Annotated in this window: 17 protein-coding genes; 4 read left to right on the top strand and 13 right to left on the bottom strand. The window is 43.9% G+C overall.

Going from position 1 to position 13,613, the window contains the following annotated elements:
- From ACLGGO_RS20605 to ACLGGO_RS20590, 4 genes are all read right to left on the bottom strand, one after another.
- Window positions 1-2,288, bottom strand: a 2,288-nt coding sequence (locus tag ACLGGO_RS20605) for a DnaB-like helicase N-terminal domain-containing protein (RefSeq protein ID WP_446420711.1), incomplete at its 3' end; no start/stop codon positions are given.
- Window positions 2,289-2,358: 70 nt separating this feature from the next.
- Window positions 2,359-2,814 (bottom strand): hypothetical protein, encoded by a 456-nt coding sequence (locus tag ACLGGO_RS20600; RefSeq protein WP_446420710.1) that lies wholly within the window; start codon window positions 2,812-2,814, stop codon window positions 2,359-2,361.
- Window positions 2,815-2,939: 125 nt separating this feature from the next.
- Window positions 2,940-3,413: a hypothetical protein gene (locus tag ACLGGO_RS20595; protein ID WP_446420709.1), complete on the bottom strand. Its 474-nt coding sequence runs from the start codon at window positions 3,411-3,413 to the stop codon at window positions 2,940-2,942.
- A 4-nt stretch (window positions 3,414-3,417) separates the two neighbouring features.
- Complete coding sequence (locus tag ACLGGO_RS20590; RefSeq protein WP_446420708.1) at window positions 3,418-3,855, bottom strand: hypothetical protein; 438 nt, start codon at window positions 3,853-3,855, stop codon at window positions 3,418-3,420.
- Window positions 3,856-4,178: 323 nt separating this feature from the next.
- Between ACLGGO_RS20590 and ACLGGO_RS20585 the strand changes: the two genes are divergently transcribed.
- From ACLGGO_RS20585 to ACLGGO_RS20570, 4 genes are all read left to right on the top strand, one after another.
- Window positions 4,179-4,511: a hypothetical protein gene (locus ACLGGO_RS20585; RefSeq protein ID WP_446420707.1), complete on the top strand. Its 333-nt coding sequence runs from the start codon at window positions 4,179-4,181 to the stop codon at window positions 4,509-4,511.
- 574 nt (window positions 4,512-5,085) lie between these two features.
- The gene (locus ACLGGO_RS20580; RefSeq protein ID WP_446420706.1) at window positions 5,086-5,265 is read left to right on the top strand and encodes a hypothetical protein; all 180 of its coding nucleotides are present in this window, start codon (window positions 5,086-5,088) and stop codon (window positions 5,263-5,265) included.
- Between the two features lie 15 nt (window positions 5,266-5,280).
- Entirely contained in the window at window positions 5,281-6,111 is an 831-nt protein-coding gene (locus ACLGGO_RS20575; protein WP_446420705.1) for a hypothetical protein, read from the top strand.
- A 419-nt stretch (window positions 6,112-6,530) separates the two neighbouring features.
- A complete protein-coding gene (locus ACLGGO_RS20570; protein WP_446420704.1) occupies window positions 6,531-6,974 on the top strand; it encodes a toll/interleukin-1 receptor domain-containing protein in 444 nt (147 codons plus the stop codon).
- Here the strand turns inward: ACLGGO_RS20570 and ACLGGO_RS20565 are convergent.
- From ACLGGO_RS20565 to ACLGGO_RS20525, 9 genes are all read right to left on the bottom strand, one after another.
- The gene (locus ACLGGO_RS20565) at window positions 6,960-7,742 is read right to left on the bottom strand and encodes a hypothetical protein (RefSeq protein ID WP_446420703.1); all 783 of its coding nucleotides are present in this window, start codon (window positions 7,740-7,742) and stop codon (window positions 6,960-6,962) included. The genes ACLGGO_RS20570 and ACLGGO_RS20565 overlap by 15 nt on opposite strands.
- Window positions 7,743-7,747: 5 nt before the next feature.
- Complete coding sequence (locus ACLGGO_RS20560) at window positions 7,748-8,776, bottom strand: hypothetical protein (RefSeq protein ID WP_446420702.1); 1,029 nt, start codon at window positions 8,774-8,776, stop codon at window positions 7,748-7,750.
- A gap of 6 nt (window positions 8,777-8,782) precedes the next feature.
- A complete protein-coding gene (locus tag ACLGGO_RS20555; RefSeq protein ID WP_446420701.1) occupies window positions 8,783-9,175 on the bottom strand; it encodes a hypothetical protein in 393 nt (130 codons plus the stop codon).
- Window positions 9,147-10,076 (bottom strand): endo-1,4-beta-xylanase, encoded by a 930-nt coding sequence (locus ACLGGO_RS20550; protein ID WP_446420700.1) that lies wholly within the window; start codon window positions 10,074-10,076, stop codon window positions 9,147-9,149. Before ACLGGO_RS20550 ends, ACLGGO_RS20555 begins: the two co-directional genes overlap by 29 nt.
- Window positions 10,077-10,089: 13 nt before the next feature.
- On the bottom strand, window positions 10,090-11,352 hold the full coding sequence (locus ACLGGO_RS20545) for a hypothetical protein (protein ID WP_446420699.1): 1,263 nt from the start codon (window positions 11,350-11,352) through the stop codon (window positions 10,090-10,092).
- 2 nt (window positions 11,353-11,354) lie between these two features.
- On the bottom strand, window positions 11,355-11,936 hold the full coding sequence (locus ACLGGO_RS20540) for a hypothetical protein (RefSeq protein WP_446420698.1): 582 nt from the start codon (window positions 11,934-11,936) through the stop codon (window positions 11,355-11,357).
- Between the two features lie 10 nt (window positions 11,937-11,946).
- Entirely contained in the window at window positions 11,947-12,246 is a 300-nt protein-coding gene (locus tag ACLGGO_RS20535; protein ID WP_446420697.1) for a hypothetical protein, read from the bottom strand.
- Window positions 12,247-12,299: 53 nt separating this feature from the next.
- Window positions 12,300-12,644, bottom strand: coding sequence for a hypothetical protein (locus tag ACLGGO_RS20530; protein ID WP_446420696.1), 345 nt, complete (start codon window positions 12,642-12,644; stop codon window positions 12,300-12,302).
- A 99-nt stretch (window positions 12,645-12,743) separates the two neighbouring features.
- On the bottom strand, window positions 12,744-13,604 hold the full coding sequence (locus ACLGGO_RS20525) for a hypothetical protein (RefSeq protein ID WP_446420695.1): 861 nt from the start codon (window positions 13,602-13,604) through the stop codon (window positions 12,744-12,746).
- Window positions 13,605-13,613: the final 9 nt, after the last annotated feature.

The following is a 13,613-nucleotide window of genomic DNA, read 5'->3' as shown; positions in this document are numbered from 1 at the left end:
GTGGAAGCTTCCTCAACGCCAGGGGCGATCGCGTCGGTTGGGTCGGTAACGGTTTCCCCGGTGGAAGCTTCCTCAACACCAGGGGCGATCGCGTCGGTTGGGTCGGCAACAGTTTCCCCGGTGGAGGTTTCTGCTAACACCTGTGATCGCACCTGCTTTACCTGAGCCGTCGTCCAGGCAAGCTCCTGAGCGTAAGCTTCAATTAGTTTTTGTGAAAACTCTAAAAGCTCTTTTTCCGGGACTTTATTGGACACTTTGGCTTGAAGGTTTTTAATGGTTGATATACATTCATCTACCTGATCATCTATCTGATCGGCGATCGCATCAACAGGTTTCGGATCAGCCAATGGATCACTCGGTTTCAATTCCTGGATTCCATGTAGTGCCTGGGCTTCAAGATTTCGCGATCCGTTGAGTGATCCAGGATCACTCATGTTTAGAGAATTTTCGGTCTCGCCCCCCCCCTGATTGAGTGATCCAGGATCACTCAATCCTGAAAAGCTATCTGTGTCTAGGTTTGGCGAGTGATCCGGTGAGTGATCCGGGTCTGATCCATCTCCACTTGGATCCCTGGGAGGATCATCTCCAAGCCAAGATAGAAAATACTGCATTCGGCGGTTTGATCCTTCGACAGATGAGATGATGCCATCCTTCGCCAATCGCCCAGTAGCGCGGCGAATAGCCCCCAAACTGCCACCAACCTCATGTGATAACTCAGTGCATTCATATCTAACGTTACGGTGAGCGGTCAAAAACCTGACTATTCTGTCTTTCAAGGGAAGATCAATGTCTTCCTTTTTGTATTCTCCACGACAATACCAATTTAACCTTGGCGATCCAAACTCGTTAAATTCTTCGACAAACTCCATTGCATAACGAGCTGGGCGGCGCATCCGAGCTTTTTGAAATTCCAATATTCGCTTGGGGCTATCTGGGGTTGGGTCATCTGGATCGAAAGATAGCTTGAGGACTACCGAGCATGCACTCTCTAACGCACTGGTTCCCCTGACGTTTCCCTCTCGGCTGGAATGGTGTAAAAGGACAATGCAACAGTTATACTCTTCTGCAAGTTTTCGGAGGACAAGTAAGGGCTTGGCGTACTCAACGTCATTCTCACTGATTAGACCAGTGTTAATACTAGTCAACGAATCGATCAGGACAACTCCATCACGAAACCGTGGCAGATCTTCAACCAACGCCGGGATATTATCAATAGACCATTTCATTTTAAACTCAATGTTTTCATCCCCGGTAAAACCAGTCTGTCTAAGAGAGTTGAACATCTCAGACCTTAATTCATCAGTCTGAACGAACAGGACTCGCCGTCGCCGAGCTGGGGCAGTGACTGGGAAATCCTCCCAGTTAATTCCAGTGGCAATTGACAATGCCCAGCTATTAAACAGTCTGGTCTTCCCGGTTCCACCGGGAGCATGAAGCATTACCAATCCTGGTAGCGGTGCAAATCCATGTAACGCCCATTGAACAACTTCCTGTTTCTCAGCCTCTAGCTCTTGCCAAGTTTGACAGGGGGCATCTTCGCTTTCTATAAGGGAGCGATACCAGATTGCTTCTAGTGCTGAAGCAGATGTACTATACTTAGAGGCAAGACTCTGAAGCTCCCATTGTCGAAACCCTGGATCTTTGATTTTTAGCTGGATGTTTTCTACCTCCGAGATCAACTTTTGGTAGCGGAGGTAACTCTTTTCCCTAGCCGAACTTTTGATGCTAAGGATTTTCTCAAGCTTTCGCCGAGCAATGTCATTTACGGTGTCGAGTGGGTTGAACCTATCCGCCGCGAGTTTGGCAAGTTCCCATCCGTCTTGCATCAGAAGACGTCGCAGGTAACAGTCCATCACCAATTCCGCGTATTTGTCGATATTGACGGCTGATACTGTTCGCCCCAGAAGCTGTGCTATCTTGCCCTGACCCCCCACCTTATCCAGCAGTTTATGGTCGTACAGCCAGGTCGTAACGGTTGTAAAGTCAGTTGGCTGTCCTTCCTCATCTAAAGACTTGATTGCCCGAAAAATAATTTCATGGGCTGACACGAAAAACGCTTCCGCCACCAAGATATCCTTTACCCGATCCATTGCATTTGGATCAAGTAATATGCCGCCTAGAATGTCTTCCTCTGCATCTATGTTATTTGGGGCAAGTACATCAAGTACATCTGATCCAAGTGTATTAGCTGTCACGGTGACACTCTCCTGTGTAAGTTTTTGGTAAAGATGGACGCGATCGCGATCGCACACAGGAGGGGCTCGGAGATGGTAGACTAGTGGTCTCATTTAAGTTTTTTGAGGTAACCAAGACGATTTAGTGGATCGTCTTGATTACTTTTCTAATTTGACAGTTTAATTATCCTTGATCAAGAGGGTTTGGGATATCACCGAGGCATTGCCCGATGAAGTTCAGGTGTTTGTTGAGCTTGCTCGACCAGGCTGAGGTTGCTGCGTCTCCCTGGTCAGAAGCCTTTTCCTGCTCAGCAAGGATTTTTTTGAGATGGCGAGTCTCGAAGATGATCCGATCGAGTTTTTCCCAAATCGGTGCATAATCCCAATCTGGATCGGGGGTGACTGTCGGAGGCGTGGGCGGTGCTTCTGGGGGTACAAATGCAACGGTGACACGAGGATTAGAGAGAAATCGCTCCAAAAATCGCTTGTGGTTCTCTGCATCCGCTCGGATGGAGTATTGGCAAACTTCGTAGGGTCTCCCGTGGACGTAGTTAAATACCACCCATGGCTTATAAGTTTGCTGAGGCATCTTGGGTCGTTGTTTCTGTTTAAGCCAATTGGTGTGATTGGTGTGATTCATCTTTGCCTTCCTTGTTGTAATTGCAAAAGGTCTGAGCGACCTTAAACGATAGGTCAATCGCGAAGTCCGGACTGAGGCCCTGGGGGAGAAAAAGTTTGAGCAGCTCCAGGGCGATGTATTCATGCTTAGTCAGTGGCATCAGTTGCAGGGAAAAAGAAGATTGGCAGCCAATGGGTTACATTCGGAATCACGGGTAAGTGTTCCTCCAGGGGAAACCTCATTGACCGCCAAGTTATGGTTTTTGACTCAAAATACGAAGGGTGTACTTCCCCATCGAAATCTAAAGCCAAAACAATACAATATGGAACTGGATGGTTTTCCTCTACGGCTATCCATTCCTGCGAACCTTTTAAATGTGAAGGCTTCGCCCATTGCAATTTCTGTGTTGACGGAAATTTAAAGTAAATGGGTGGTTTAGTTGCTAAGGCGGCACAGGCTTTATCAGCAATCTGAATGGCGTCTGTGATCAGAGAGTCAATTTTTTCCTCTAGCTTCTCTTCAATGCCTGCGTTGAAGTTAAAAGCGTTGACCAGTTCTTGGAGCATAAGCCCCGCAAGCCATTCCCTGGTTCCTAAAGTGGGTTTTGGTGCTGTTTTCATTTTCTTAAGGTACGTGTGGACATGGAGGGATGTTTAGCCAATAAAGTGGCAAGACACCGAACTGCTTATCGTCTAAATTGAAGTAATTGCAGTCTTGTTGGTACCCAATAGATAGAACGTGATCTGAAGGTTCGCAGGCTGCAAACTGAAATATCACTAGTTTTCCCTCTGGGGGCATAAACTCAATTGGAAACCAACTCGGCTGCTCATCTGCATAGACGTTATCAATTTTGCATTGGTGCAGCAGTAACTGTGGATTCCGTGGACTCCCTTTGGGGGTGGTTTCGTCGTCTCCCAGCTTGTCGAAAATGCGATCGTATATATCAATCGCCCTGTCGATGATTGCGTCAACTTCCCGTGATTCATGTTCGGTAGGAACATGGCAGAGTTGAGGAATCTGCATGGCGACGATTTGCACCACGCTCTGAACCTTCAAAGGCACTGGCATTTTGTCTCCTATGTGTGTTTTTAAAAACAATGTGTTCAGAAGCTGCCCACCTATTCCCTCGCTTTTCCTTTTAACCTATGCAGGTTGGCATAGGGGGAGGGGTTTGGCTCTCTTGCCAGTGCGGGCTGGCACTGGGGGAGCTGGTGGAAACGAGCAATTAGTTACTAAAAGCCGTGTGTGGAGGTCTGTTTAGTAACTAAAGTCAGAATAGCATAATTTATCGAAAAAGTAACTTTTACCACCATAAGATATTCTAATTAGTTACTTTTTCCTTGATTTTGTGAGATACGCTAGAGCCGTAGTGATAGAAAGTCAACATGGAACCTAAACGGCTGTACTTACGCCCCTTAGCCCCGTATGAAGATCGATTGTTAAATGCACTAGCGTTCTTCCGTACAAAGCGCAAACCCACAACACAAGCCCACCACTGCTTGTCGATGTATCTGCGACAATCCGAGGAGCGGATCATGTCGGAGGTTGGTTTTTATGCTCATAGTTGTGGAGTTCCCTCGATGGAGTTCCTGGAGCTGCTTTATTCAGATCCAGATAAGGCTGAAAGTATGATAGAAAATTCTGTTGGCTCAGGAGTAAAAGAAGCCTTTGACGATGAACGGGATACAGAACCGGAGGCTCCAGGAGTAGAGCTGTAACCCCCGGCGTTTACCATCTAATTACAGCATAATAGCTAAACCCCTCCAGCCTAAACCGGAGGGGTGAAGCTGAGTACGTGACGGTTGCACAAGATAAATGGAAGGTTATGGCAAGGAATGGATACGCCGAAGCGCAACCCCTCCCCTGGACTAGACGCATCGAGGAGTCGTCAGTAATATTTTCATCAGAATGGTATTTCGTCATACCATCCTCCCCAAATATCGCTCCACTCCGGAGAAGTTATTCCGCTGGGTACCGGAGTCCTGAATCTGAGGACAACATTCAGGGCAACTCTGCACCGTAAAGGCAGCCATTTAAACCAGTGCGATTCTGTCAATACATCTGGGCGGGGGTACTTTAGTTCATAAATTAGTAAGCGCCAAAAGCAATAATCTATCTGTTCTGTGTGTTTCATTTCTGTGTGTTTCATTGTGGTGGGTCTGGTGGGACATCTGACAAATCCTCAAGATCCAAGCCGCCCTCTTCGAGCATCTGCTTCAGGTTGATTATCTGGGGGATGGTAAAAGATATTGTCGATGGATACAATTGTACTAAAAATAGGCTGTTTTAATTGTGAACGAGCAAGAGATTCAATCCATTCTTGACAGGGAACGTATTCTCGGCAATTTACCTTTACCTAAGCCCAAACCCTTTATTGATAAAGCGTTTGACGTTGACCAAAAAAGGCTTGATAGGCTTGAAAGAGTCGAATCTAAGGTTGATTGGCTTACTATCTTGATTTGCTGGTTTTAATGAAACATAGGAAACATGAAGGAAACATTAAAAGAAATTCAACAAGATAAAGACTTTGAGAAAATCCGCACTCAACTTACTAAATATCTTGACTCCCCTATCCCCGCTCGTCGGGGTCAGGTTTTCAAGTCCATGTCTGCGATGGAGGGGAAATATCCAACAGAGCTGATTGTAGAAGCCATCCTCGATCTACTTGAGGAACTCGACAAGTACCCCCCCGACAGCAGCCACTTGTTAAATTACTGGCGCGATCGCCTTCAGGGAGCGCCGGTTGTCCCCATCATGTCGAGTTCCGTTTACGGCAAATGGAGTGACTCCCAGGTGGTGGCTGAGTCCTTGCCTCTCCAAATAACCGAGAGGTTAAGCGTCCATGGCTATGAGGTCAATTTATGGGGAAATAAGAGAGAGTATCAAATGTGGGTAGATAGAGGATTCTTGATGGCTGAACCACTGCCGGTAGTTCGGAGGGATGAAGCTGAGTACGTGTCGGTTGCACAAGATAAATGGAAGGTTATGGCAAGGAATGGATACGCCGAAGCGCAACCCCTCCCCTGGACTAGACGCATCGAGGAGTCGTCAGTAATATTTACGGCGAATGGAATTAACGTGGAGGAAGACAGACCGGGATTATATGTAGAGCGCTCTATTATTGCTCATGGATTTTGGAAAGCTTACAAATGGTGGGCTGGGTGCCGTTATTGGTATTACGAGCGCCACCCAGAATGGTTTTGGGATGATCCTATCTGGGGGTCAGAAGTTGTCGAGGTCGTTATAGTCCCAGAGGGGGCAGCAGTAATATCGCCACAAAGTTTGGAACTGTTCCAACGATTAAATCTTACTGGCTAGCAACCTACATCCTCCTACAACGTCCCTATGCCCTGCGATCGCGCCTTAAATCATTAATTGCCTTTTCCTGGCACCACCGAAGACTACGGTGCTTGTGTTTCTTCTTAAGTCCCCGGACTAACCGTTTAGCCGTTGATCGGTCTCTTACCAGTAGTTCCAGTTGCTTCTGAAGCACTGGGTCTAACCGACCGAAAAACCACCAGTGACAAAGGAATCCAATCACAAACCCTATTGCAGATGGTAATAGTAGGGGTAGATAATCCATAAGCGATCGCCAAATTTAGCTGTATCAAAAGGATAAAGGAAAATGAAGTGTCAACATACTGGTTGTAATGAATCGCTGACTAAGCCCTACTATTACCCAGACCTTGAGGGGGAACCGGAGACAATGCGGATATTGAAAGGAGTATAGTTGTACTATGCAGGCTTTCCTTTGTTACAGTCGCCGCGATAAGAAAATAGCAGAACGGCTTTGCGAAGAGTTGGAATTATTCTGTGACGTGTGGGTTGACTGGGATGATATCGCTGGCGGGAGCCCCTGGGAGGAAGCGATTTGGAAAGGAATCATCCAGAGTGATTATTTTGTCATCCTTGTCTCTGAAGCATCAACTGCCAGCCCCTGGTGTCAGAAAGAAGTGAACATTGCTCAACGGTTAGGCAAGCCAGTTTTCCCCGTCGTCTTGGACGATCGCAATATCCCTCCCAATTTGGCTAAACTGCAATGGATCGTATTTGACTCTTCAATGGATGATGTCGTCCGAGATTTGCTGGCAGCCTTCGGGCATCGTCACCCAGACCTAATCCGATCATTTCTATGGATTGTTGCGATCGCCCAATTTCTGCTGCTTCTAGTTAAAAATTAAAGTTATTGCCAGAGTCACAAATCCCACGACCATCCCAGCAAACTTAAACGGATTCTCTAAGATCCAATTCCATCCACCTACTAAGACAAGCCGCAAGATTGAACGAACAAACAAAAAACCCATCTGGTTTTTAAAAACAGCCATATCAGATTGATACCCTTGTTCTACTTGTTCCAACAACTTCTCTAGTTGACTATTCTGTTCCTCCAGACGGTCTAACCGTCTGTCCCACCCGGTATGGTTGGGACCCCCAAAGAGACAATCATTTAGCAAGCCTAAACTTGCTAGGATTTCAGCCAGTCGGTCTTGACTGGCTGAGATTCGTTCCTCTAGACGTGCAAGCTTGGCGCTACTGTCTGCCAGCTCACGATAGCTAGCGCCTGTCCGCTTCGCGATCAACTTTTTGAGTAGCTCCAGAAGTTCCGGCGACTCAGGACTATCAGACCGCTTCAATAATTTCCCTCCACAATCCCGAACTGCCCGCAACACCTGATCATCCTCACTACCATGAATAACCAGTAGCTCGCAATCCAGCTTGTAAAAGCGGATGAGTGAATTCAGCTGGCGAAGTTTTCTCCCTGGTTCGGTTTCGGAGAGTTCAAGGATGCACAGTGCTACATTTCTTTGTTTTAAATATCCTTCTGAATCGTCGATCGAAGTAAGAATAGGCTCTATTTCCTCTGATCGATACAAGCTTCTTATCTGCATCGCCCATTTATACCCAAGCTTTATATCTTCAGAAATGAGCAATATTAGCCATTTATTCATAACAATTAACTTGCACAGCAGAACTGATCACGAACACGAATCATGCAACAGCCTGGGGGACAACAGGTACTTCCGCATAAATGAGATACCGTCAGCGGGTATCGGGAATTATGCTCATAAATTGGAGTGTTATACAGTTTAGGTGCAATTAATTGGTTTGGGATTCCCAACCTGTTAAGTTCATCTGCCTTCAATTCAGCCAAGTACTCCCAGTCTAAAGCCCAAATCCTCATCAAAAAAGGTTTTTCCCCTAGAATTGTTTCTAGGTCAAGATTTCTAAACAACCGGGGGATAGAATACATTATGTTATCCCTGTTTTTTTTAATAGAAGTAAACCTTTTTGTAAGTAAGTTAAAAAAATCAGCGGAATAATTATAAGTACTCCAAGTCCATCCGCTTCCCTCTATAGGCTTTTTCTTCCAAGCGTATTCAAGAATATCATTTATAGCCCCTCCTATTGAAAAAACATGAACATTCGAGGGGGCGGCTAGTTCGTATCGATTTTGCAAAAAGCCTAAATCGTTATTTATATTGCTGAACTTAAGATCGCCAGCTCCTTCGTCTGCATAATGGGAGCTTTCATCTTGAAAAATGAAGATTATCCGAGATTCATTTTCAGATAGTCCAATTGCAATTTGCCGCAAAAAATCTTCTCCATCGAAGGTTTGAATACCGTAACGAGTGTTAGATCTGTAGCCACTAGAGAGAAGACTATTATCTTCATCGTCGTCTTGATAACTATAACAAGCAATGTCCTCTGGTGAAAAAATCGAATGATATCGGGACATCAGCGGCTTGTTTTCCAATGAGAATCTGGAGATGGGGCATCCAAACACAGTCAAGTCGAGAGACCCTGAAGTGTCGATAAAAATAAGTATTTTAGTTTTTACATTTAATCCATTTTCAATTAGTATCGGAAAATCAAAAAAAAGTGGGGGAAGGTCTTTATAAAATCCAGAATTATTCCTGTGTTCTCTAATGAATACAGATATTTTTTCTCCGAATTTACAAGGAATACTCTGTAGTATTGTCATTCCGTTTTAGTTGAATGAGTTATTAGGATCTGGAGTTGGGAAATTAAATGGAATATTAGATTGGGTAAGTGTGTACTCATCGTTTAGTGTTGCAGCTCCTGTCCCCTCCTCCCCAAATGGCGGAGGATTAACAGTTCTGTTGGATAAACCGCAACTTACGTCAGCAGCCGGAACATCTTCCAACCTTTCAGCCGTAAAGTAATTGCTAAAAGCCTGCATGAATGTAACCCCAAGCACTTCAGGGTCTTGTTGATTCTCTGGAGTCAATCCCACCCATGATCCGCTATTACCCAGCGAATCTACAAAAGCTTGTGCTTTTGCGTTAAGTTCGCTAAGAGTAATTGATAGAATGCCGTTAGAAATGTTTGCACTAACTCCAAGCAGTTCGGTTAAACTCATTTTTAAACAGGTTTTTCAGCTCTTCATTCATTATACCATTTTTAGTATCCAAGAATCCAGGTTCATCATCTTGATAATAAAAAGTTCTTCCTAGACATGGCTCCCAAAAACCAATTAATTCTATATTTTGACCTTGGAGTAATAAACCTATTAATTGAATATAAGCTTTAATTTGTTTTTTTTGCCAATACTTCTGTTCTTTAAATATTGAATGCACAGGTCTGTCGCCGATACGATACCGCCAAACAGTTACTTCTGGGATATGAATTGTCCCAGGCAAAGTATCTATAAATTTAGATATATCAAACCTATCAACAGCAAAAAATGAAGATGTGCACTGAAGTGCAAAATTAACTTCCGGCAACTTCTTGGCTGCAAGAAGCTTAAGCGCGATCTGTATTGACTTGTGTGCAACTTGGTGCTGGCACACAAACAAATCAAGATCTGGTCGGATTGATTTAACAAGCGAAAGTGAACACTCAATCCAATCATCACCTAAAATCGTACCCAACGAGCAGGACACTGCACGTCCTTCAACAATCCGAAAGGGCTCGTTTACTACATCAATCCCCACGCAATTTACCCCTACTGGGGCTAAAAGCCTTTTAATCCATTCTTCTAGAAAGCGCCATCTTTCCCCTACTGGAATTACACTCAGCCTTTTTAGCATAGAATAATCCCAGAAAAGACAATTGATTCGATAGGCAAATCCTTCGGGCAATTTTGTCAAAAAAGCGTCTCTTTTTTCAAAAGAAAAACTCAAATCCTTACCACAGGTTACGTCAAATTTAAAAGCGTTTTGCGGGTATAAACAGTTGAAATTTTCTAGCAATACCTCCCTATATCTTTTGTCCCTCTTGAACTTTAGAGCATCGACTCCCCCACCCAAATAATTAATCATATCTCAAAATTATTTATGGAAACTTCGTAGAATTATTTTCGACTCGACTATTAAACCCAATTAAAGAAGTGGGGTTAGGACTGGAGATACTACCCGCTTGATAGTTTTCAATTCCGTTGTCTACTCCGTCTAAAAAGCTAGAAATAGTTATTCTGGAAAAATCTTTTACCTCAATAATTTGTTCAAAAATCAGGTTATCTTCAACGACAATAGACAATTTAGCATTACGATTGCCCGTAGGAGTAAAATCTACGTTTGTAAGCGACACACTAGAAAAGTCTTCAGCTACAAATAAAGTCGAATGATTGTTAAAGGCTGAGATTAATTTTATACGCCCTATTAATCTCAAGATACCGCGTCCCTGTGCTCGAAAAAAGGAGGTAGGTTGCGTAGTACTCGTACTTTCAAACGTACAGTTTATCATTGACACTGCTGAACTTCGAGTGACGGTAACTAATTCTTTATCATTCTTTAAATGGATATTTTCTATTTTTACATAATAGCTCCTTCTAGAAAACAAACCCCTTTCAAACTGGGTCGATTCTGAGGTTGCATTTATAATTGGTTGATGCCCTAAACTATTATTTACTCCTAGTAAATAAATGCCAATAGCTGGCAGATCTGGCAAATGAATCGTATCTAAATATTCTTGTTTCTCTGCATCGGGTTCAGGTGCATAAATCTTGATAGTAACTGTATCTCTTGGCTGATCAGAGGTAAAGGTCTGAGCGTCAGCAGTGAACTGTGCATTTTTAATAACCCAAGCCAATGCCCCATTTGGGGTGGCGAAATCCTTCTCTATTCCGCCTGTCAAGTCATCCCCGGTAACTCGAACTGATAACTCAATGGATCTAACTTCGACGGCGCTTTTGGGCTGCTCACCCATCGTGGAAGAATAGTAGATACCATCGAGATAGACAAACCGAAGAATCGTGACACCAGGCTGCTTGACTTGAAAATCTCCAGATACAATCTTATTTTTCTTGAACTCATCTAGGTTTAACTGGGTTTCCCCTGGCTCATTGCGAATCTCTATTATCCCTTCGTCTCCAGACCTAATGGCTGGAAAATTTAGATCTACTGTCACTTCCGACAAAGTTTTAAGTGGATCGGCTGGATCTGGGATTGACAATGAATCCAACCTTAGTTTGATTAAGTTTCTTTGCTCTGAATACGTTGCAACAACGACGTTAGGGTTTTCAGGGCTAGTAACCAGACTTAGAGTAACTGGAGTAGCGTCAGAGAAAAAAGTTGACGGTCCGTAATAAATAGGCATTTTTACTCAAATGATACTTCTATCGTTTTTAGATTTGTAGGCAAAGAGCTTTTGGCTCGAACTACCTCAAATGATCCAGGCTCCAGGGACATTGAATATCCCGGTTCTAATTCTAGTGAAAAGTCTGCTTCCCCGAAAGCAAAATAAATGTTTTGCGCTCCTTGGTTAATCAATAGCATGGATTCTCTGTTTGTATTTTCTGACAGCACTACTTGTGGGAGCGAAGTCACTTCGATTAAATTGCTGTAGCTCCTATAACTAACTCGTTCTTCCCAAATAGAGAAAGAATAATTAGTGATATTGCTATTAAGCAAGAACTCTACTTGAAACGGCGGCTTTCCAAATTGATTTCTTTCAATAAAAACCCTCTCATTGAAAGAAATTTTAACAAACGGTGTATAAATAGACGCCTCAAGAGCCTTGTCCCAAAAGAAAACTCCCCGAACAAAAACATCGCTTCCTTTCCAGACTGAGGACGAAGTGCCAAAAAACACAGCTAAATTACCTAGGAACTTCTCAGAGGGGCGAATAATGCCCCCACCTATATAGTTTTCGCTTGCGCCAATAGATCTGGGAATCCACACCTGATTATTGTTACGGTTCCACGGTAACCGCTAATCCGGCTGGATCAGTAATTGTGGTAGTGCGATTTACTACCAAAATTGAGAAATTGCGATCAGGTTGCTGAGCTTGCAACGTCGCCTCCAACTCTTTAACCTGGATTAGCCCTGTCGGAGTCTCCGAAAAAAAGGATGCTTGGTCTACTAAATCAGCGTTGTTTGCTCCATCGGCAAGAATCACCCCCGTTCCGTCTACCACGCCGTAAATGTTATTAGATATTGTGTTTGGGTTAGCTCCTGGCTCCCCGAACGCGACAATGTATCCTGTTGCCATTTTATCAACTACCTTTTAAGTGCCATTTATTCCGCCAAGTCCGGTACGGGATTTTATCCCAGAAACCGGGCGCTATTAATAGACGAATTTCGATATTTCAAAGCAACAATCGCAGACAACACGGTGTCTGCGTTTGTTGCTGAGCAAAGTACTTTACCGCGTTGTTCGCGGCCTGACTTATTGTAACTGACGAGAATTCGGGCGACGCCATTAGATAATGCTTGAGAAATGTTTTTAGCTTTGAAAGCTCCGTTCGGCGGCGACTGACCATCCGCTAGAACTTGACATCCTAGTGCGCCTTTCAAGCCATCGTAGATATCTCTAACGCCGTAAATGGCAACTTCCTTGCCATCGGTTCCATTCAACACGATATAGACTTTTGCAGTTTTTGTGGCCATCCCTTTGTTGTCATCCTTTTATCATCCTCTCTTCTTTTAGCTTAAAACAATTTTCTCGCCAAGTTGCTTATAGAACCCCTAAGGGTTTTAGGTTTCTAACTAATTTATTCTTACCAAGGGATTAGCAAGGATGCCCGAAGCATCCACCAAGACGACAGGTTGGACAAGTCCCACGTCACAGATAGCATTTTTAAATGCCACACGAACCCTGGGTCGCCACCGAGGTTCCTTCTTGGTTCCGTCGTAAGTTGTAACGTTTTCAGTCGGACGAGAGTTACTCCTCTTGTTAGGATGTAGACCGGCTTTCAACAAGTCTGGATCATAAGACTTACCTGCAACCCGGCACAAAGCGATAAAAACTCTTTCGGCTTCGCTTTTATTGTAGGCATAGACCTGGCTTCCAAAAAAGCCGTCAAACGGAGCTGTATAAATGTACAGTTCATCTCCCTTTATAAAGCTAAAGTTGCCACCAAACTCATTTCTTATTCGTGCAGCGAGCTGCTGCAAATCACTCTCATTCGGAACATTACCTGATTGACCTGTCTTCTTGAATTTTATAAAACTTACCAACCTAAAAGAAACTTCAGCAGGAACCCCATAGGTTCCTTTTGGGATACTTTCTTCTGATTGCCCAAAATTTAACACGACCCTTGGAAGATTTGCTGCGCGAATATTATATTGATCTTTTAATCCATCTTCTACGCCTCCCCCAAGTAGTCCAAGTATTAAAGAAATAATTTGATCTAGCAAGAGAATCAAAAACAAAAGAAGTCTTCCACAAGTCAGCAGAAGGCTATCTTTGTCTTGGTGGAAGCAAGCTATTTTTAGCTGCCCCCTGTCGCTACCAAAATCATCGTCTAGTGGAATATCTTTAAAATGCCTACGTATTCTTGGGTTTAAAACCCGTCTTGTTGCATCTTGAAATTGCTCAACTATATTAAAAGCGGCAGGAGTTAGCATACTTTATTC

Source organism: Coleofasciculus sp., from assembly GCF_046565525.1.
Lineage (GTDB): Bacteria > Cyanobacteriota > Cyanobacteriia > Cyanobacteriales > Coleofasciculaceae > Coleofasciculus.
The sequence above is the reverse complement of the archived record's forward strand: the minus strand, read 5'-3'. Positions and strand labels throughout refer to the sequence as shown.

What these genes read in the sequence shown, in the direction of transcription:
- ACLGGO_RS20555 (WP_446420701.1), bottom strand. Translation starts at nt 9,175, where the DNA reads ATGAGTTTAACCGAACTGCTTGGAGTTAGTGCAAACATTTCTAACGGC.
- ACLGGO_RS20550 (WP_446420700.1), bottom strand. Translation starts at nt 10,076, where the DNA reads ATGATTAATTATTTGGGTGGGGGAGTCGATGCTCTAAAGTTCAAGAGG.
- ACLGGO_RS20595 (WP_446420709.1), bottom strand. Translation starts at nt 3,413, where the DNA reads ATGAAAACAGCACCAAAACCCACTTTAGGAACCAGGGAATGGCTTGCG.
- ACLGGO_RS20585 (WP_446420707.1), top strand. Translation starts at nt 4,179, where the DNA reads ATGGAACCTAAACGGCTGTACTTACGCCCCTTAGCCCCGTATGAAGAT.
- ACLGGO_RS20570 (WP_446420704.1), top strand. Translation starts at nt 6,531, where the DNA reads ATGCAGGCTTTCCTTTGTTACAGTCGCCGCGATAAGAAAATAGCAGAA.
- ACLGGO_RS20545 (WP_446420699.1), bottom strand. Translation starts at nt 11,352, where the DNA reads ATGCCTATTTATTACGGACCGTCAACTTTTTTCTCTGACGCTACTCCA.
- ACLGGO_RS20535 (WP_446420697.1), bottom strand. Translation starts at nt 12,246, where the DNA reads ATGGCAACAGGATACATTGTCGCGTTCGGGGAGCCAGGAGCTAACCCA.
- ACLGGO_RS20530 (WP_446420696.1), bottom strand. Translation starts at nt 12,644, where the DNA reads ATGGCCACAAAAACTGCAAAAGTCTATATCGTGTTGAATGGAACCGAT.
- ACLGGO_RS20560 (WP_446420702.1), bottom strand. Translation starts at nt 8,776, where the DNA reads ATGACAATACTACAGAGTATTCCTTGTAAATTCGGAGAAAAAATATCT.
- ACLGGO_RS20575 (WP_446420705.1), top strand. Translation starts at nt 5,281, where the DNA reads ATGAAGGAAACATTAAAAGAAATTCAACAAGATAAAGACTTTGAGAAA.
- ACLGGO_RS20525 (WP_446420695.1), bottom strand. Translation starts at nt 13,604, where the DNA reads ATGCTAACTCCTGCCGCTTTTAATATAGTTGAGCAATTTCAAGATGCA.
- ACLGGO_RS20600 (WP_446420710.1), bottom strand. Translation starts at nt 2,814, where the DNA reads ATGAATCACACCAATCACACCAATTGGCTTAAACAGAAACAACGACCC.
- ACLGGO_RS20565 (WP_446420703.1), bottom strand. Translation starts at nt 7,742, where the DNA reads ATGAATAAATGGCTAATATTGCTCATTTCTGAAGATATAAAGCTTGGG.